General features: G+C 39.8%; 19 protein-coding genes. 18 read left to right on the top strand and 1 reads right to left on the bottom strand.

Translation table 11 applies throughout. From position 1 onward, the window contains the following. Positions 1-34 precede the first annotated feature (34 nt). The 6 genes from mnmG to V7083_RS15655 all read left to right on the top strand — a co-directional run bounded on the left by mnmG (position 35) and on the right by V7083_RS15655 (position 6,545). Entirely contained in the window at positions 35-1,930 is a 1,896-nt protein-coding gene (gene mnmG, locus V7083_RS15680; protein WP_335479462.1) for a tRNA uridine-5-carboxymethylaminomethyl(34) synthesis enzyme MnmG, read from the top strand. A gap of 18 nt (positions 1,931-1,948) precedes the next feature. Further along, complete coding sequence (gene rsmG, locus V7083_RS15675; RefSeq protein ID WP_335479460.1) at positions 1,949-2,665, top strand: 16S rRNA (guanine(527)-N(7))-methyltransferase RsmG; 717 nt, start codon at positions 1,949-1,951, stop codon at positions 2,663-2,665. Positions 2,666-2,825: 160 nt separating this feature from the next. After that, a complete protein-coding gene (gene noc, locus V7083_RS15670; protein ID WP_335479458.1) occupies positions 2,826-3,680 on the top strand; it encodes a nucleoid occlusion protein in 855 nt (284 codons plus the stop codon). Between the two features lie 412 nt (positions 3,681-4,092). Beyond that, a complete protein-coding gene (locus V7083_RS15665; protein WP_335479457.1) occupies positions 4,093-4,854 on the top strand; it encodes a ParA family protein in 762 nt (253 codons plus the stop codon). Next, the gene (locus V7083_RS15660; protein WP_335479455.1) at positions 4,847-5,707 is read left to right on the top strand and encodes a ParB/RepB/Spo0J family partition protein; all 861 of its coding nucleotides are present in this window, start codon (positions 4,847-4,849) and stop codon (positions 5,705-5,707) included. Before V7083_RS15665 ends, V7083_RS15660 begins: the two co-directional genes overlap by 8 nt. 118 nt (positions 5,708-5,825) lie before the next feature. Beyond that, complete coding sequence (locus V7083_RS15655; RefSeq protein WP_335479452.1) at positions 5,826-6,545, top strand: DUF554 domain-containing protein; 720 nt, start codon at positions 5,826-5,828, stop codon at positions 6,543-6,545. A 43-nt stretch (positions 6,546-6,588) separates the two neighbouring features. Here V7083_RS15655 and yyaC read toward each other — a convergent pair whose 3' ends face one another. Continuing rightward, positions 6,589-7,203, bottom strand: a complete 615-nt coding sequence (yyaC, locus tag V7083_RS15650) for a spore protease YyaC (protein ID WP_335479450.1) — start codon at positions 7,201-7,203, stop codon at positions 6,589-6,591. A 174-nt stretch (positions 7,204-7,377) separates the two neighbouring features. On the opposite strand from yyaC, the gene V7083_RS15645 reads away from it, so the two are divergent. The 12 genes from V7083_RS15645 (at position 7,378) to V7083_RS15590 (ending at position 19,621) form a co-directional block, all read left to right on the top strand. Then, on the top strand, positions 7,378-8,262 hold the full coding sequence (locus tag V7083_RS15645; RefSeq protein WP_335479448.1) for a mechanosensitive ion channel family protein: 885 nt from the start codon (positions 7,378-7,380) through the stop codon (positions 8,260-8,262). Positions 8,263-8,275: 13 nt separating this feature from the next. Further along, positions 8,276-8,473, top strand: coding sequence for a DUF951 domain-containing protein (locus tag V7083_RS15640; protein ID WP_335479446.1), 198 nt, complete (start codon positions 8,276-8,278; stop codon positions 8,471-8,473). 82 nt (positions 8,474-8,555) lie between these two features. Next, positions 8,556-10,565, top strand: coding sequence for a molybdopterin-dependent oxidoreductase (locus V7083_RS15635; RefSeq protein ID WP_335479443.1), 2,010 nt, complete (start codon positions 8,556-8,558; stop codon positions 10,563-10,565). A 145-nt stretch (positions 10,566-10,710) separates the two neighbouring features. Beyond that, positions 10,711-11,811 (top strand): redox-regulated ATPase YchF, encoded by a 1,101-nt coding sequence (gene ychF, locus V7083_RS15630; protein ID WP_335479441.1) that lies wholly within the window; start codon positions 10,711-10,713, stop codon positions 11,809-11,811. Positions 11,812-11,965: 154 nt separating this feature from the next. Next, complete coding sequence (gene rpsF / locus V7083_RS15625) at positions 11,966-12,253, top strand: 30S ribosomal protein S6 (RefSeq protein ID WP_335479439.1); 288 nt, start codon at positions 11,966-11,968, stop codon at positions 12,251-12,253. A 64-nt stretch (positions 12,254-12,317) separates the two neighbouring features. Beyond that, positions 12,318-12,827, top strand: coding sequence for a single-stranded DNA-binding protein (gene ssb / locus V7083_RS15620; RefSeq protein WP_335479437.1), 510 nt, complete (start codon positions 12,318-12,320; stop codon positions 12,825-12,827). Between the two features lie 46 nt (positions 12,828-12,873). Further along, positions 12,874-13,113 (top strand): 30S ribosomal protein S18, encoded by a 240-nt coding sequence (gene rpsR, locus V7083_RS15615; protein ID WP_007088219.1) that lies wholly within the window; start codon positions 12,874-12,876, stop codon positions 13,111-13,113. A gap of 127 nt (positions 13,114-13,240) precedes the next feature. Beyond that, entirely contained in the window at positions 13,241-14,185 is a 945-nt protein-coding gene (locus V7083_RS15610) for a YybS family protein (protein WP_335479435.1), read from the top strand. A 27-nt stretch (positions 14,186-14,212) separates the two neighbouring features. Then, positions 14,213-16,186, top strand: coding sequence for a DHH family phosphoesterase (locus V7083_RS15605; RefSeq protein WP_335479433.1), 1,974 nt, complete (start codon positions 14,213-14,215; stop codon positions 16,184-16,186). After that, a complete protein-coding gene (gene rplI, locus V7083_RS15600) occupies positions 16,183-16,629 on the top strand; it encodes a 50S ribosomal protein L9 (RefSeq protein ID WP_335479431.1) in 447 nt (148 codons plus the stop codon). Before V7083_RS15605 ends, rplI begins: the two co-directional genes overlap by 4 nt. 138 nt (positions 16,630-16,767) lie before the next feature. Further along, positions 16,768-18,132, top strand: a complete 1,365-nt coding sequence (dnaB, locus tag V7083_RS15595) for a replicative DNA helicase (protein WP_335479429.1) — start codon at positions 16,768-16,770, stop codon at positions 18,130-18,132. Between the two features lie 196 nt (positions 18,133-18,328). Then, positions 18,329-19,621, top strand: a complete 1,293-nt coding sequence (locus V7083_RS15590; protein WP_335479427.1) for an adenylosuccinate synthase — start codon at positions 18,329-18,331, stop codon at positions 19,619-19,621. Positions 19,622-19,867 lie beyond the last annotated feature (246 nt).

Here is a 19,867-nt window from a genome sequence, read left to right as displayed (position 1 = left end):
TTCCGCAGGAAGCGGAAAAGGAGGAACAACCGAAATGCAGCAATATGAAGCAGGAAATTATGACGTCATTGTCGTCGGAGCTGGGCATGCTGGCTGCGAGGCGGGCCTCGCGGCAGCGAGACTGGGCGCGAAGACCTTAATGATTACCATCAATCTGGATATGGTTGCCTTTATGCCTTGTAATCCTTCAGTAGGTGGACCAGCCAAAGGGATTGTCGTCCGAGAGATTGATGCCCTTGGCGGAGAAATGGCAAAAAATATAGACAAAACCTACATTCAGATGAGAATGCTTAATACGGGAAAAGGCCCTGCGGTCCGCGCTTTAAGGGCCCAAGCAGATAAATTTGCCTATCAACACGAGATGAAAAAGACCTTGGAGGAAGAATCGAATTTAACCTTGCTTCAAGGTATGGTAGAGCAATTGATTGTTGAAGATGGTGTTTGTAAAGGGGTTATTACCAAGACAGGTGCAGTGTATCATTCTAAAACTGTTGTCATTACAACCGGTACTTTTTTACGCGGAGAAATTATAATAGGCGAATTAAAATACTCTAGCGGTCCCAATAACCAACAACCATCTATCAAGCTTTCAGAGCATTTAGAAGATCTGGGCTTTGAACTTGTTCGTTTTAAGACGGGTACACCACCTAGGGTCAATAGTAATACGATTGATTACAGTAAAACGGAAATTCAACCTGGTGATGAGGAACCGCGTGCGTTTTCATACGAAACAACTCAGTATATTACAGATCAGCTTCCGTGCTGGTTGACCTATACAAATGAGTATACTCATCAATTAATTGATAATAATTTGCATCGGTCCCCGATGTATTCAGGAATGATTAAAGGAACGGGCCCACGTTACTGCCCATCCATTGAAGACAAGGTTGTCAGATTTAATGATAAGCCACGTCACCAAATTTTTCTGGAGCCGGAAGGTAGAAATACGAAGGAAGTCTATGTTCAAGGATTATCAACCAGCTTACCAGAGGATGTCCAAAAACAAATTCTAAAAACAGTCCCTGGCCTTGAAAATGCCCAAATGATGCGAGCTGGATATGCCATCGAATACGATGCGATTGTCCCAACTCAACTTTGGCCGACTCTCGAAACAAAAGTTGTTAAAAATCTCTATACTGCAGGACAAATTAACGGAACTTCAGGTTATGAGGAAGCGGCAGGACAAGGTTTAATGGCCGGAATCAATGCTGGATTAAATTCACTTGAACGGGAAGAACTTGTTTTAAGCCGTTCTGATGCCTATATAGGGGTATTAATTGATGATTTAATAACAAAAGGAACAAATGAACCATATCGATTATTAACCTCAAGAGCGGAGTATCGTTTATTATTGCGCCATGATAATGCTGACTTAAGGTTAACCGAAGTTGGCCACCATATTGGATTAATTAAAGAAGAGCGTTACAGTGCATTTTTGGCAAAAAAAGCAGCGGTTGAGACCGAAAAAGAGAGATTAACATCCACGATCCTTAAACCGTCAAATACTGAATTGCAGGAATTGATAAAAAAAATAGGGGGCAGTGAATTAAAGGATGGAATCAGGGCTTCCGATTTACTAAAACGTCCGGAAATGACTTACGAATTATTAGAGCCCATTGCGGGGTCTGAAATTCCGTTAGATGAGGACGTAAAGGAACAGGTAGAAATCCAAATTAAATATGAAGGCTATATCGAAAAGTCATTGCAGCAAGTAGAGCGGTTAAAGAAGATGGAAGATAAGAAAATCCCTGAAAATATTGATTATGATGCAATTTCCGGATTGGCGACGGAAGCAAAGCAAAAACTGAAAAAAATCCGACCGCTGTCACTGGCACAGGCATCTAGGATTTCTGGAGTTAATCCAGCGGATATCTCCATTTTACTTGTATATTTAGAACAAGGCCGAATCGCGCGAATTGCCAATCAATAATATTGTGAGGAACATAGAATGAATATAGAACAATTTGAGTCAGCTCTCAAAGATCAAGGAATTGAACTTACTGGCACACAATTAGAACAGTTTGATTTGTACTACCATACTCTTGTTGAATGGAATGAAAAAATCAATTTAACGGCCATCACTGAAAAAGAGGATGTTTATTTAAAGCACTTTTATGATTCCATTACAGCAGCATTTTATTTCGATTTTACAAAGCCTTTCCATCTGTGCGATGTGGGGGCGGGTGCTGGTTTTCCTAGTATCCCGTTAAAAATTGTCTTCCCAGATATGAAGTTGACGATTGTTGATTCACTTAACAAACGGATAATGTTTTTAAACCATCTTGCCAGTGTACTGAAATTAGATAATGTTCAATTTGTCCATGACCGTGCTGAAACATTTGGAGTTAATCCAACATATAGGGAAAAATTTGATGTTGTTACAGCAAGGGCAGTTGCCAGAATGTCTGTTTTAAGTGAACTTTGTCTTCCTCTTGCAAGGGTAGGGGGTCATTTTCTTGCCATGAAGGCGGCAAGTGCTGATGAGGAGTTAACTACTGCTGAAAAAGCCATTTCCACTCTTGGTGGTAAAGTGGAAAATAAGGTTACCTTCACTCTGCCTTTTGAAGAGTCTGATAGGTCCATTATTATCATAAAAAAAGAAAAGCAGACCCCTAAGAAGTATCCACGGAAGCCGGGAACACCGGGTAAATCGCCAATAGAATAGGATAGGACTTCCATTTTTCTAGAAAAAGCCCAAATTTTCCTTAGGAAATACCAAAAATATTAGGGCTAACAATTTCAGTGCAAAAATGGTATCCTTGGCAGGAAAAGTGTATTGGTATAGAGAATAATTATTAGGGAGTTTCGTTAAGGTGGTGTTGGGGATGAAGAATTCATTTACACGCTTTTTTGGCCTTGGGGATAAGGAAGAGCAAACCATTGAGCTCGAAAATGAGATAAAAAATGATGAAATAAAAAAAATACCAATTAATCATATTGTTCCTAACCGTTTTCAACCGCGAACCGTGTTCGATGAGGAAAAAATAGAGGAATTATCTAGAACCATTCATATACATGGGATTATCCAACCGATTGTAGTGAGAGAATTTGCTGTCGACCAATACGAAATTATTGCCGGTGAACGCCGTTGGCGGGCAATGAAAAAGCTTGGTTGGACCGAAGTGCCGGCAATTGTTAAGGATATGACGGATACGGAAACAGCCTCTGTTGCTCTAATTGAGAATCTCCAGCGAGAAGAGCTGTCTCCTATTGAAGAAGCAATTGCTTATGGAAAATTGCTGGAACTCCACAATTTAACGCAGGAAGCATTGGCTCAACGTCTCGGTAAAGGTCAATCGACAGTTGCTAATAAATTGAGGCTGCTTAAATTGCCGCAGCAAGTACAGGATGCTCTATTAAATAAGGCCATTACTGAACGACATGCACGAGCATTAATTCCATTAAAGGATCCTGAAAAACAGGCCACCTTACTTGCAGAAATTATGGAGAGAAGTTTAAATGTCAAACAAACAGAAGACAGGGTAGTAAAACTGCTGGAACAAAAAAATGCTGCACCGAAACCAAAACGGAAGGCATTCAGCAAAGATATGCGAATCGCCGTCAATACCATTCGTCAATCACTTACCATGGTCTCCGACAGCGGCATCAACCTTGACGCAGAAGAAGAAGAATTTGACGACTTCTACCAATTTACCATTAAAATTCCAAAGAAAAAATAGATTATTTTAGTAGAGCGAGACGATATGTTTGGCTCTATTTTTTTATGTAAAGGCATTTTCCTTGTTCAATACACCAGTTGATTGGAGCGGAAGGCACGTAGACTCCTGCGGGAGTACGGGCCAGGGGAGACCCCGCAGGAGCAAAGCGACGAGGAGGCTCCCCGGAACGCCCGCGGAAAGCGAAGTGCCTGGAGCGGAAATCAACTGCCTAATCTACCAAGTCTACATTCTTCAACAGATGATTCCATGACATATGGAATATTTTTAGAAAAAAAATTCAATCCTGTCCATTTCATGATAAAATAGAGAAATGGAATTTTTACTTTCTATCATTCCAAATTACATCGTATTATGACCAATTTGATAGAATGTAAGAATTATATTTTTAGAGAATGTAAGGGTAGGTGACATCGTGGGTAAGATCCTTTCTATCGCAAATCAAAAAGGCGGAGTCGGAAAAACGACTACCTCTGTCAACCTGGGCGCCTGCTTGGCTTATATAGGCAAACGTGTTTTACTCGTCGATATCGACCCGCAGGGAAATGCAACCAGCGGAGTAGGTATTGAAAAAGCTGAAGTAGACCAATGCATATACGATGTTTTAGTAGATGATGTTGAGGCAAAAGAAGTGATTAGACCTACAGCTGTAGAAAATCTCTATGCTTTACCTGCAACAATTCAATTGGCCGGTGCAGAAATTGAACTTGTTCCAACAATCTCAAGAGAAGTACGATTAAAACGAGCTCTTGAAGAAGTAAGAGAACAATTCGATTATATTATTATTGATTGCCCGCCATCATTAGGATTATTGACTTTAAATGCTTTAACGGCGTCAGATGCAGTAATTATCCCTGTTCAGTGTGAATACTACGCCTTAGAAGGATTAAGTCAATTACTGAACACAGTAAGATTGGTGCAAAAACATTTAAATCAAGATTTAAAAATTGAAGGCGTATTATTAACCATGTTGGATGCGAGAACCAATCTCGGTCTTCAAGTTATTGAGGAAGTCAAAAAATACTTCCAGGATAAAGTATATAAAACCATTATTCCAAGAAATGTGCGTCTAAGTGAGGCTCCAAGCCATGGGGAACCCATTATTACTTATGATTCAAAGTCCCGTGGAGCAGAAGTATATTTAGATTTAGCAAAGGAAGTGGTCGCGAATGGCTAGAGGTTTAGGAAAGGGCCTTGATGCGTTTTTTACTAATGTGGAAGCCGGTAAGGAAGAGGCAGTTCAAGAAATCAAACTTCAGGAACTTCGTCCGAACCCTTATCAACCGCGAAAAGTCTTCCAGCAGGAGACGATTGATGAGTTGAAAGCTTCCATTATAGAGCACGGGATCCTGCAGCCTCTTGTAGTGAGAAAAAGTATTAAAGGGTATGAAATTGTCGTTGGTGAGCGCCGTTATCGTGCGGCGAAAGAAGCTGGGCTTGAAACAATCCCTGCTGTTGTTCGGACTCTTTCTGAACAACAGATGATGGAATTGGCTGTGCTGGAAAACCTCCAGCGGGAAGATTTAAATCCGATTGAAGAAGGACAAGCCTATCATACTTTAATGGAGAAGTTAAAACTGACCCAAGAAGAAGTAGCGAAACGTTTGGGGAAAAGCAGACCTCATGTAGCTAATCATATTCGTTTGTTATCCCTTCCGCCGAAAATTCAAGAATTCATCTCAGAAGGCAAAATTTCTATGGGACATGGTCGTGCCTTATTAGGGTTACGGCAAAAGGCTAAGCTTTCCATGGTCGTAGATAAAATTATTCAAGAATCATTAAATGTTCGACAATTAGAGAAATGGATCCAACAGCTAAATGAGAATGTTTCACGTGAAACAAAAAAACCGGAAGTTAAAAAAGATGTGTTTATTGTGGAACGTGAACATACCTTAAGAGAACGGTTTGGAACATCTGTTAGTATTAAACACAATAAAGATAAAAAGAAGGGGAAAATTGAAATAGAATTTTTCTCTCCAGAGGATTTGGAACGAATTTTAGAATTACTCGACCATGATCATTCACAATAGAACCATTATCGACAAGACCATCAATAAGATGGTTATTTTTTTTCCTGTTCAATCTAATGGAAAAATGGTAGTTTAATACTAATATCATTTCGAGAGGCGAAAAAAGGAGAAAAGGAACATGTTTTTATTAGGCACATTAGTGAATGGGCTGCTGATTGTTATTGGCACTCTTTTAGGGAAGTTGTTACACAAAATCCCAGAAAGTATGAAGGTAACCGTCATGTTTGCAATTGGGTTATCTGTAATGGTTTTAGGGTTGCAGATGGGCTTGAAAAGTGAGAATTTCCTTATTGTCATCATTAGTTTGGTGACTGGAGCGGTAATGGGCGAGCTATTAAAATTAGAGGATAAGCTAAATGATTTAGGCCTTTGGCTTGAGAAAAAGGTTGGCTCTACATCTACAGGAAAAGGTAGTATTGCCGAAGGGTTTGTTACAGCAACCTTAATTTTTGTCATTGGGGCAATGGCGATTATTGGTGCACTTGATAGCGGCATTCGAGGCGATCATTCTGTATTATATACGAAAGCGATGATTGACGGATTTACCTCCTTGATTCTAACAACTACTCTGGGGATTGGCGTTATTTTTTCTGCGGTACCTGTTGTACTTTATGAAGGGTTAATTGCTCTGTTCGCAACTCAGATTGATCGCTTCGTACCCAGTACGTTGATGAATCAATTTATTACTGAAATGACCTCAACAGGTGGAATCATGATTTTTGCCATTGGCTTGAACCTTACCGGATTAACCAAAATAAAAGTGGCTAACCTCCTCCCTGGCATCGTGGTTACTGGCATCATTGTAACGATTTTATATCATTATCATCAATTATTCTAATATAACAAAAAAAGGGATCGACCGGTTAAATGGTTCGATCCTTTTAATTTGTCTTTTCCTCTTCAATCCACTTGTAATTCGAAACAACTTGCCCTGGATAAAGAAGGCTGGCATGATGAATCCCATTGGCAATGGTCCTAGCCATTTTCATAACAAGATTTAAACGTGTGTTTTGCAAGACGAAAAACTCCATAAAGCCCCCAACATTAACAATTCCAGTAATATGTATATCTCCAACCTCAGGCAATTCCTTATTTACTCCAGCACCAGGTTTGACTGGCCCATTACCAATTTGAATAACCCCAACATTCTTTACCTGCCCCAAGCAAGCATCAATTCCAATAAGATACGGGTTGAGATGCATAGCATGAATCTGAGAAAGTTTTTCTGCTAAATTCACAGCGTGAATGGGGTCATCTAATGTTCCGTATACATTAAATGCTTTTAATTTTTTCTCTTCCAATAGAGTTCCGACAAGTGGCCCAAGCGAGTCACCAGTTGAACGGTCAGTACCAATGCATACAAATACAATAGGGCGTCTTGTCACTTTTGGAATGGAGGATAAAATTTGAGTTGCAAGATTTTCTGCAGCAAATTCCTCATCATGGGAAATCCGGTTTTGATCTTTTCTATTAAAAAAACCTGCTTTTAAATTCATACCGTCCACTCCTAAACTCATCTCAAGTGCGTTTTTTAAATAGTATACGGAAAATTTTGAAAATCTATACATAGTCGTTGATAGAAAATGGAAAAATCATAATGCTACGTGGTAGGCCATGAAATTTGTTAAAATAGATTTGATTTTATAGTGGGTAGAAGGAAGGGGTTTCCCATGACTTTAACAGAAAAAGGAATAAAGAAGATCGTCGACAAATTCCAAAATGAAGATACATGGTTGAATTTAGGTGAAGGGCTTTTAAAAATATTTGCTATAATTATAATTGCCAATATTTTAATTAGAATCGGGAAACTGATGATCCATAACATTTTTAAAATCAGAGAAATTTCCCCCCTTAGGACAAATGAAAGAAGAGAGGGAACCTTATTAAAGCTGCTAGATAATGTTCTTTCATATGTGGTGTACTTTATTGCGTTTATGATGGTCCTCTCTGTGCTAGGAATTGATGTAAAGGCGCTCATTGCTGGAGCAGGAATCATCGGTTTAGCAGTAGGTTTTGGAGCACAAAGTCTAGTGAAGGACATTATTTCTGGTTTCTTTATCATTTTTGAGGATCAATTTTCTGTAGGGGATCATATTCGGGTAGGACAATTTGAAGGAGACGTCTTGGCTATTGGCTTAAGAACGACAAAACTTAAAAATTGGACAGGTGAAATTCATATTCTTCCTAACGGCAGTATTACCCAAGTTACAAATTTTTCCTTGAATAATAGTATTGCTGTTGTAGATGTGGGAATAGCTTATGAAGAGGATATCGAAAAGGCAGAAAAGGTAATTGAGGAATTACTTGAACATATGCAGGACCAGTATGATGAATTAGTGGAAAAACCAGCTTTGCTGGGAATTCAAAATTTAGGACCTTCAGAAGTAATTTTACGAATAGTTGCCGAAACACAGCCAATGAAGCAATTTGCTGTTGCAAGGAAAATTCGTCGGGATGTTAAGATGCATTTAGACGAACATGGAATTGAAATTCCGTATCCAAGACTGGTCACTTTTGCACGTGAAGGTGAACAATCGAAAGGATTGAATGTATAGAGGAGGGGCAGTGATGGAAGAAAAGGAATATGGATTAAATGACGTAGTTGAGATGAAAAAACAGCATCCATGTGGAGCCAATCGGTGGAAAATCATTCGCATGGGTATGGATATTCGAATTAAATGCGAAGGCTGCGGGCATAGTGTGTTAATCCCAAGGAGAGAATTCTCAAGGAAAATGAAGAAGATTTTAGTGAAGCATGAGGAATAATTTCATGCTTCTTTTTTTAAAAAATGTATTATCCTTTTTAGAAATCTAGATATAGAATGACTTTTTTTTGGGGGTCAAGAGAATGGCAACTGTAAAAAAAGCGGCATGTCCATTAAATTGCTGGGACAGCTGTGGATTTTTGGTAACAGTAGAGAATGACAAAGTAGTGAAAGTTGATGGAGATCCAACACATCCAATTACCCAGGGGAAAATCTGTGGCCGCGGAAGAATGCTGGAAACAAGGGCTAATTCTCCAGAACGCTTGCTGCACCCTCTGAAAAAGGAAAACGGAAGGTTTGTACAGATTTCCTGGGAAAAGGCGCTTGATGAAATTGCTGCCAAACTACAAGAAATAAAAGAAAAGTATGGTACAACAGCAGTCATGCACAGTCATGATTATGCAAACAATGGCATCTTAAAAAACCTTGATCAACGCTTTTTTAATTGTTATGGCGGTGTGACGGAGCTTTACGGATCCTTATGTTGGGGATCAGGCATTGAGGCGCAAAAATGGGATTTCGGTAATGCTTGGAGTCATGAGCCTAATGATATTTACAACAGTAAAAACATTGTTATATGGGGAAGAAATGTTTCTAGAACCAATATGCATTTTTATGAAAAGCTGCTGGAAGCCAAGAAACAGGGTGCCAAGCTCTATGTAATTGACCCAATCTATAACGCAACAGCAAAAATAGCAGATGAGTATATTTCCATTAAACCCGGTATGGATGGTTTACTGGCTGCAGGTATCATGAAAGAAATGCTTCGACTTGGTTTAGAGGATCGCCGGTTTATCGAACAATATTCTTATGGATTTCCAGACCTCCTTTCACTTCTAAACAAAACTTCTCTAGAAGAAATTAGTAAAATGACGGAAGTTCCAAGTGAAATAATGACAAAATTAGCTTATCTATATGCTGATAAACCAACGGCAACTTATATGGGGTTAGGCCTGCAGCGGTATAAAAACGGCGGTAACACTATTCGTCTGATCGACGCTTTAGTTGCCGTAAGCGGTAATATTGGCGTTGCCGGCGGCGGAGCAAATTATGCCAACCTCCAAGTGGGACAAAGCTTTGCTTTTGATGAATTAACAGCAGTGAATAAACGGACAGCACATCGCCAGTTTTCCATCATGAAGCAAGCAGAAGGTGTCTTGGAAGTTGTCGATCCTGCAATTAAAATGATTATCGTGACATGCGGTAACCCGGTTACGCAAGTTCCCGATTCTGCTGTGGTCGAGAGAGCATTCTCATCGGTTGAAACACTGGTAGTGATCGAGCAATATATGACAGACACGGCAAAGTTAGCAGACTATGTCCTCCCCACTACTACTGCTTTTGAAGAAGAGGATTTCTATTATTCTTCGATGTATCATCATTACGTGAATTATGGACCTAAATTAGCCGAGGCCCCCGGTGAGGCTAAATCTGATTTATGGATCTGGAGACAGTTAGCAAAACGGTTGGGATTTGAACAGGATTTTAATTTTTCTAGAGAAGACTGGTTAAAGATGACACTCAAGCCGTTAGAGAAACATGGTATCACCTTGGAAATATTAAAAGCGCACTCTACTATGGAATTACCGGTTCATAAAATTCCTTGGCAGGATTATCAGTTTCCTACACCATCCGGAAAATATGAATTTACCTCTCTTATTGGGCAATCGAAAGGAAAGTCAGGGCTGTTGACATTAGCGGTTCCAGATGAATCTAAGTGGTCTAATTCCAAACGAGCCGAGAAATATCCATATAGTTTACTGACCATTCATCCTTTGCGTTCTAATCACTCTCAAAATTATCCAATATTAAAGGGGAATGTAAAACTGAAAGTAGAAATTGCTCCGAATATTGCAGAGCAGTTAGGGCTGAATGATGGTGATGCCGTGAGGGTATGGAATGACCGCAGTGAAGTGAAAGGACAGGTTTCGATTTTATTAAAAGCACATCCTAACACCATTAATATTGATGAGGGAATTTGGAAAAGATACGGCGGTTCAGTCAATAACCTGACTTCTAGCCAGGAATCTGATAATGGCCTCGGCAGTACATTATATGACTGCTTGGTCAATCTCGAAAAATCAAATGACTGATGCCGTTTTGGTATCAGTCATTCTTTATGTCCGCCTGTAAATTTCCTTGTTTTTTTACCGACAAATGCCTATAATTGTGAAAGACTTGTCTATTGATATATGTTTTTTTATATAGATATATTTATTTTTTAAGGAGTGAACGTGAATGGCTTTAACAGCAGGGATTGTTGGTTTGCCGAACGTTGGTAAATCTACTTTATTTAATGCAATTACCCAAGCAGGCGCGGAATCCGCAAACTATCCATTTTGTACCATTGACCCTAACGTTGGGATCGTAGAGGTTCCGGACCATCGTCTACAAAAATTAACCGAATTGGTTCAGCCAAAAAAGACGGTCCCGACTGCATTTGAATTTACCGATATTGCCGGTATTGTGAAGGGTGCCAGCAAAGGTGAAGGATTAGGAAACAAATTCCTCTCCCATATTCGTGAAGTAGATGCGATTTGTCAGGTAGTCCGTTGTTTTGCAGATGAAAATATTACCCATGTTTCCGGTAAAGTCGATCCTATTTCTGATATCGAAACGATTAATCTAGAATTAATCCTTGCAGATATGGAATCAGTCGAAAAACGTATTGGCCGTGTTGAAAAACTAGCTAAACAAAAGGATAAAGAAGCGGCTGCTGAATTTGAGGTTCTTTCGTTGCTTCGTTCTGCTTTCGAAGAAGAAAAACCAGCACGAGCAGTAGAATTTACGGATGAACAAATGAAACTTGTAAAAGGTTTACATCTCTTAACAATTAAGCCAGTTCTATATGTAGCTAATGTTAGTGAGGATGATGTGGCTAATTCATCTGAAAATGAATATGTTCAAAAGGTTCGTGAATATGCAGATAAAGAAGATGCCAAAGTTATTGTGATTTGTGCCAAAATTGAAGAGGAAATTGCGGAGCTTGAAGGGGAAGAAAAGCAAATGTTCCTTGAAGAGCTTGGTATCGAAGAATCAGGGCTTGATCAGCTTATTCGTGCAGCCTACACCTTACTGGGCTTAGCCACTTATTTTACAGCGGGTGTTCAGGAAGTGCGTGCTTGGACCTTTAAAAAAGGCATGAAGGCACCACAATGTGCAGGGGTCATTCACTCTGACTTCGAGCGTGGATTCATTCGCGCAGAAACTGTATCATATGATGACCTCCTTGCTGCAGGAAGCTACACTGCTGCCAAAGAAGCAGGAAAAGTCAGACTAGAAGGTAAAGAATACGAAGTAAAAGACGGCGACGTTATGCATTTCCGTTTTAACGTCTAATTTATGGGAAGCAGGTTCATAAGGGCCTGCTTTTTCCTATTTTGACTGGACATTGCTTTTCTTAAATAACTATGTTATAATTTCAACTTGTGAGTAATGAATAATTGCTCCTTGCCCAGAATCGGGCCGCTTAGACCAAAAGGAGGTGACAGTGATGAATAAGTACGAAATCATGTACATCATCCGTCCAAATATTGAAGATGAAGCAAAAAAGGCTTTAGTTGAACGTTTCAACACTATTCTTCTTGACAATGGCGCGGAAGCAGCTGAAACAAAAGATTGGGGTAAACGCCGTCTTGCTTACGAAATCAATGATTTCCGTGACGGATACTACCAAATCGTTAAAACGACATCTTCGTCTGCAGCAGTTCAAGAATTTGCTCGTCTTGCTAAAATCAACGAAGATATCATTCGTCATATCGTAATTAAACAAGAAGCTTAATTGATATACAATCCGCATTGAGTGTTTCACGTGAAACGTTCATGCAGAAAAGGAGTTGATTCTGATGTTAAATCGTGTCGTACTGGTTGGTCGTTTAACGAAAGATCCAGAATTGCGTTATACGCCAAGCGGTGTTGCAGTGGCAACTTTTACTCTAGCCGTTAATCGCACCTTTACAAATCAGCAGGGTGAACGCGAAACAGACTTTATTAATTGTGTTGTTTGGCGAAAGCCTGCTGAAAATGTAGCCAACTTCCTGAAAAAGGGTAGTTTGGCAGGCGTCGATGGACGAATTCAAACTCGCAACTACGAAGGTCAAGACGGAAAACGTGTATATGTGACAGAAGTATTGGCTGAAAGTGTGCAGTTTTTAGAGCCTAAAAGTGCATCTGGCAATAGAAGCGACAATGATTATTTCGGCGCACCACCAAGGGAACCCCAAGGATCTCCTTATGGAGGCGGCGGTAATCAGAATCAACGCCAAAACCAAAATAAAGGGTTTACGAGGATGGATGAAGATCCATTTGCAGGAAGCGGTCAAATCGACATTTCTGACGATGATCTTCCGTTCTAAGTAAACTTATGAACGGTCATTTTAAATTATAAAGGAGGGAATTTCCATGGCAGGAGGACGTAAAGGCGGACGTGCTAAACGTCGTAAAGTTTGCTATTTCACAGCAAACGGAATCACTCGCATCGATTATAAAGATGTTGATTTACTAAAAAAATTCATCTCTGAGCGCGGTAAAATTTTACCACGTCGTGTAACTGGAACTAGCGCTAAATATCAACGTAAATTAACAGTTGCTATCAAACGTGCGCGTCAAATGGCATTATTACCATTTGTTGCAGGTGAATAATCACAGGCAGAGATTATAGACGAAAAGGCAGTCGGGTACTTCCCTGCTGCCTTTTCTTTATATGATGGTATAGTCATCTTATAGTAGTGAAAATTAAGTAGAAAAGGTTTTATTTAGGGGTGGAATAATGAAAAATGCCCGTAAGCTGACAGAAGGAGCTATGCTTTTAGCCATCTTTGCTGTCCTTTTATTAATAACAATTTACATTCCGTTGTTAGGAATGATTGTAAATTTCTTCATAGCTATTCCATTTATCATGTTTGCTGCAAAAAATGATTGGAAATGGAGCGCAGTTTTTGTTGTCGCGTCTATTCTCATTTCACTAATAGTGGGATCCGTTCAAGCCCTTCCCATTGCCTTACCTTTTGCTACAACCGGTGCAGTTATGGGATTTTTAATTCAAAGAAAAAAAAGCAGAATCACCATTTCAGTAGCCAGTACCCTTGTCTTTTTAGTAAATATTATAGGAATCTATGCGGTCACGGTTGTATTTTTTCATATGGATATTATTCAAGAATCCATAAAAGCATTGCAGGAATCCATCAATATGTCGGCAGAGATGCTGAAAAAACTAGGACAGGGTGCGCAGGCAGATAAAACAATTGAACAGTTTAATCATGCATTATCACTTTTAAATACATTAGTTCCTACTTTATTTGTGATTGGATCTTTATTTTTTGTACTCATTATTCAATTAGTGTCTTTCCCAATTATAAAGAGATTTGGAATTCAAGTCGGGATGTGGAGTTCGTTAAAGGATGTGAAGCTGCCTAAAAGTATCCTATGGTACCTTTTGATTACCTTGGCAGCAAGCATTATTCTTAATCCTCATCAAGGGACGTTTTTATATGCAGCATTAATCAACCTTACATACATCTTACAGTTTCTTATGATTTTCCAAGGATACACCTTATTGTTTTTCTTCTTTGACTTAAAGGGAATGTCAAAGGGTGTATCCATTACGTTGGCAATTCTTGCATTTATCGTTCCAATTTTTCTTTATATTATAGGGATATTAGGTATAATTGATTTAGGTTTTGATTTACGAAAAAGGTTCGAGAAAAAAGAGTAATCACTACTGGTTTTAGGAGCTGAAACAATGCCGGCATTTTTAGAAAAGCGGTCTATTCGTTATCCTTTTTATGGGTTAGTAGGCGTTACAGTGGTACTGCTTATTATCCTATTTCTATATAATCGGATATTAAGCCTTGCTGGTCTTTTATTAATGCTTTTCCCTCTGTATTATATGTTTGTCATTGAACAGCGGCAAAGGAAGGAAATGGAGGAGTATATCTCAACTCTTTCCTATCGGGTAAAAAAAGTCGGTGAGGAAGCCCTGTTGGAGCTGCCGATTGGGATTATGCTAATTAATGATGAGTACTATATTGAATGGACGAATCCCTACTTGCTCTCCTGTTTCGATGAAGATATGCTTGTGGGCAGATCCATCTATGATGTTGCAGATCATTTAATTCCAGTCATTAAACAAGAATCAGATACAGAAATTATCACTCTTCATGACCGAAAGTTCCGAGTCATTCATAAACGTGAGGAGCGGCTCCTCTACTTTTTTGATGTGACCGAGCAGGCTGAGATTGAAAAAATGTATCAGGATGAACGTACCGTCATTGCCACAATCTTTTTAGATAATTATGATGACCTGACTCAAGGAATGGATGACCAAATGCGCGGCAGCATTAATAACTTGGTAACATCCATATTGAATAAGTGGGCAAATGATAACGGAATCTTTTTGAAGCGTGTTTCTTCAGAACGGTTTATTGCTGTTTTTAATGAAGGAATTCTTCATCAGCTTGAAAAAAATAAGTTTACAATTCTTGATGATGTAAGAGAAATGACTTCGAAACAAAATGTGTCATTTACCTTAAGTATCGGTGTGGGGACAGGTGTACTATCCTTGCCGGAGTTGGGGAGTCTTGCCCAATCTAGCCTTGATTTAGCATTAGGTAGAGGCGGGGATCAGGTTGCGATTAAATTCCCCAATGGAAAAGTGAAATTTTACGGTGGAAAAACAAATCCAATTGAAAAACGGACCAGGGTCCGAGCACGTGTAATTGCCCATGCCATTAAAGATTTAATTTTGGCAAGCGACAAAGTGATAATAATGGGGCATAAAAATCCTGATATGGATTCCATTGGAGCTAGTATTGGGATTTATAAAGTGGCCCAAATGAACCAGAAGGATGCCTATATTGTCGTCAATCAGCAGGAAATGGAAAGTGGTGTACGACGGTTAATGGATGAAATCCGCAATCAGGAGACGCTCTATTCCCGTTTCATTGGACCCGAAGAGGCAATTGAAATATCCACTGATAAAACATTGCTGGTGATTGTTGATACACATAAACCTTCCCTTGTGATGGAAGAACGGCTACTAAATAAAATTGACCATGTTGTCGTCATTGATCATCACAGAAGAGGCGAGGACTTTATTCATAACCCGTTACTTGTCTATATGGAGCCTTATGCCTCTTCTACTTCAGAACTTGTTACAGAATTTTTGGAATATCAACCAAAACGCAGTAAAATAGAAGTAGTTGAAGCAACTGCCCTGTTAGCAGGGATTATTGTGGATACGAAAAGTTTTACGCTAAGGACTGGTTCAAGAACATTTGACGCTGCTTCTTATTTAAGAGCCCATGGTGCTGATACCGTTCTCGTTCAAAAGTTTTTAAGAGAAGACGTGGATACATATATAAAAAGGGCAAAATTAATTGAATCCGTCACTTTTTATCGGGATGGAATTGCAATTGCCAGAGGCGGCGAAATGGATATTAATGATCAAGTAATCATAGCTCAAGCAGCGGATACATTGCTGACGATGGAAGATGTACTTGCCTCTTTCGTCATTTCGAAGCGTAATGAAGGCATCATTGGAATAAGTGCTAGATCACTTGGAAATATCAATGTCCAGGTCATTATGGAAAGCCTTCAGGGCGGAGGGCATTTAACGAATGCAGCCACTCAGTTATCTGGACTGACCATTTCTGAGGTGGAACAACAATTAAAACAGGCAATTGATGATTATTTGGAAGGGAGTAATAAAGAATGAAAGTAATTTTTCTTAAAGATGTAAAAGGTAAAGGAAAAAAAGGCGAAATTAAAAATGTAGCTGATGGCTATGCTCATAACTTTTTACTAAAACAAGGTTTGGCTGTTGAGGCAACAACTGCAAATATGAGTTCTTTGGATGCTCAGAAGAAAAAACAAGAAAAAGAAGCTGCTGAAGAATTGGAAGAAGCAAAGAAACTCAAATTAACTCTAGACCAAACAACAGTCGAGTTAACAGCAAAAGCCGGAGAAGGCGGTAGACTGTTCGGCTCGATTACAACAAAACAAATTGCAGAAGAACTGCAAAAAAAGCATGGAATTAAAATTGATAAGCGCAAAATGGAGATTGAAGCGATCCGTACACTTGGACATACCAAGGTTCCTGTAAAGCTCCATCATGATGTTACGGCGACCCTTACTGTCCATGTAATGGAAGTAAAATAAAATTTGCCAGTTCAAATATCAAATAATCGTGATAGAATATAAATCGTAGATAGTAAAATGTGATCGGATGAATCTGGTCACTTTTTTCTTTCCTTTTGATAATCTGATCCTCTTAAACGATAGGAGGTTTTCCATAAAATGAGTGATTTATTTGCAGATCGTATGCCGCCACAAAATATTGAGGCCGAACAAGCAGTTTTAGGGGCTATCTTTCTAGAACCATCTTCGCTTACTTTGGCATCGGAAATTTTAATTCCTGAGGATTTTTACCGTGCTTCCCATCAAAAGATTTTTAATGTCATGCTGAAGCTAAATGACGAAGGTAAAGCAGTTGACCTTGTGACCGTCACGGAAGAGCTATCTGCCGCTAAACTTATTGAGGATACCGGTGGTGTCAGCTATTTAACAGAATTAGCTGGAGCTGTGCCGACTGCTGCGAATATTGAGTATTATGCTAGAATTGTAGAAGAAAAGTCATTGCTTAGAAGATTAATACGAACGGCGACTACTATCGCTACTGACGGTTATACTCGCGAGGATGAAGTAGAAGCTGTCTTAAGTGAAGCAGAAAAAAGCATTCTGGAAGTAGCACAACGGAAAAATGCCGGTGCTTTCCATAACATTAAAGATGTTTTAGTTCGTACTTATGACAATATTGAACTAATAAATAACCGCGTTGGTGATATTACCGGGATCCCGACAGGATTTGTGGAGCTTGATACAATGACCGCAGGGTTCCAGCGAAATGATTTAATCATTGTCGGCGCCCGTCCTTCTGTTGGTAAAACTGCCTTTGCTTTAAATATTGCCCAAAACGTAGCAGTTAAAGCGGGAGAAAATGTTGCCATTTTTAGTCTTGAGATGGGCGCGGAGCAGTTGGTTATGCGTATGCTGTGCGCTGAGGGCAATATAGATGCCCAGAGACTGCGTACAGGTTCGCTTACGGATGAGGATTGGGGTAAGCTTACGATGGCGATGGGCAGCCTGGCTGGTGCCGGAATTTTTATCGATGATACTCCTGGTGTGCGGATCAATGATATTCGGGCTAAGTGCCGTCGTTTAAAGCAAGAACACGGATTAGGCATGATTTTAATTGACTATTTGCAGTTGATTTTAGGTAGCGGCCGCCCTGGAGAAAACCGTCAGCAGGAAGTGTCGGAAATTTCCCGTGCCCTTAAACAGTTGGCTCGTGAGCTGCAAGTGCCGGTCATCGCTCTTTCCCAGCTATCCCGTGGTGTGGAACAGCGTCAAGATAAACGACCAATGATGTCAGATATACGTGAATCAGGTAGTATCGAGCAAGATGCCGATATCGTTGCCTTCCTTTACCGTGATGACTATTATGACAAAGAGTCAGAGAACAAAAACATTATTGAAATCATTATTGCTAAACAACGTAATGGTCCGACTGGTACTGTTTCATTAGCCTTTGTAAAGGAATATAATAAATTTGTAAATTTAGAGAGACGCTTTGAGGATTCTATGGCTCCTCCAGGAGCATAAGAAGTCAACCTAATTGGGATTGGCTTCTTTTTTTTGCAAAAAACTAGAGTAGCAGTTAACTATTTTTACGAACATATTTTACTATAGTAATATTAAATGTTCGTGTTTTATTGACTTTTTCCATAAAAACTTGGTAAACTATGAGAGGAAATAATTAAGATAGCAAATTTAAGTTTAATTTTCGGAGGTGCCTTTCATGTCATCAGTAGTTGTAGTTGGTACACAATGGGGAGACGAAGGAAAGGGAAAAATAACAGATTTCCTTTCAGAAAATGCAGAAGTTGTTGCTCGTTATCAAGGAGGCAACAATGCCGGCCACACAATTAAATTCAACGGAGAAACCTACAAACTTCATTTGATTCCATCTGGAATTTTTTATAAGGAAAAAATTTGCGTCATCGGAAACGGGATGGTTGTGGATCCGAAGGCACTCATTAAAGAGCTGGCTTATTTACATGAAAAAGGAGTTAGCACAGACAATCTGCGCATCAGCAACCGTGCTCATGTCATTCTCCCGTATCATTTAAAATTAGACGAAGTGGAAGAAGCAAGCAAAGGCGACAATAAGATTGGAACAACAAAAAAAGGAATCGGCCCTGCTTATATGGATAAAGCTGCACGCATAGGCATCCGGATTGCCGACTTGCTTGACCGTGAAATTTTTGAAGAAAAGTTGGATCGAAACCTTGCTGAGAAAAACCGCTTATTTGAGCGTATTTATGAAACAGAAGGCTTTAAAAAAGAAGACATTCTAGATGAGTACTATGAATATGGCCAACAAATTAAACAATATGTCTGTGACACATCCGTTGTCTTGAATGATGCATTAGACGAAGGCCGTCGAGTGCTATTTGAAGGCGCCCAAGGTGTTATGCTCGATATCGACCAAGGTACCTACCCTTTTGTTACATCGTCTAACCCAGTGGCTGGAGGAGTCACCATTGGTTCAGGTGTAGGTCCAACCAAAATCACTCATGTCGTTGGTGTTTGTAAGGCCTATACCACTCGTGTTGGTGATGGTCCATTCCCTACCGAGCTGCACGATGAGATTGGCCATCAAATTCGTGAGGTTGGCCGTGAATATGGAACTACCACTGGACGCCCACGTCGTGTTGGCTGGTTTGACAGCGTGGTTGTCCGTCACTCTCGCCGCGTTAGTGGATTGACTGATTTGTCCCTCAACTCCATCGATGTATTGACTGGAATTGAAACGTTGAAAATTTGTACCGCATACCGCTATAATGGCGAGGTTATCACAGAGTATCCGGCAAACCTAAAGATCTTATCACAATGTGAGCCGATTTATGAAGAATTGCAAGGCTGGAAGGAAGACATTACTGGCTGCAAGTCTTTGGATGAACTTCCAGAAAATGCACGCCATTATCTAGAAAGAGTATCACAACTAACAGGCATTCCTTTATCGACGTTCTCAGTCGGCCCGGACCGCAATCAAACGAACGTGGTTAGCAATCCTTGGAGACAGGTGTAATGCTATTGTGGAGCCCCCTTAATTTGGGGGCTTTTTAGATTAGTGTGGCCACAAGGAGCTATAGGCGTCCTACGTTCCTGAAAAGGCAGTCGGAGTGTGAAAAGAGGAATATAGAGTGGCTCTACGTTCTTGAAAAAGCAGGCACAGGAGAAAAAGAGGAATATAGAGGGTCCCTACGTTCCCGAAAAAGCAGTAGCAGTGTGAAAAGAGGAATATAAAGGGTCTCTACGTTCCAGAAAAAGCAGT

Origin of the sequence: Bacillus sp. JJ1764 (assembly GCF_036962145.1) — a bacterium.
In the GTDB taxonomy this organism is placed as follows: Bacteria; Bacillota; Bacilli; order Bacillales; family Cytobacillaceae; genus Neobacillus.
The sequence above is the reverse complement of the archived record's forward strand: the minus strand, read 5'-3'. Positions and strand labels throughout refer to the sequence as shown.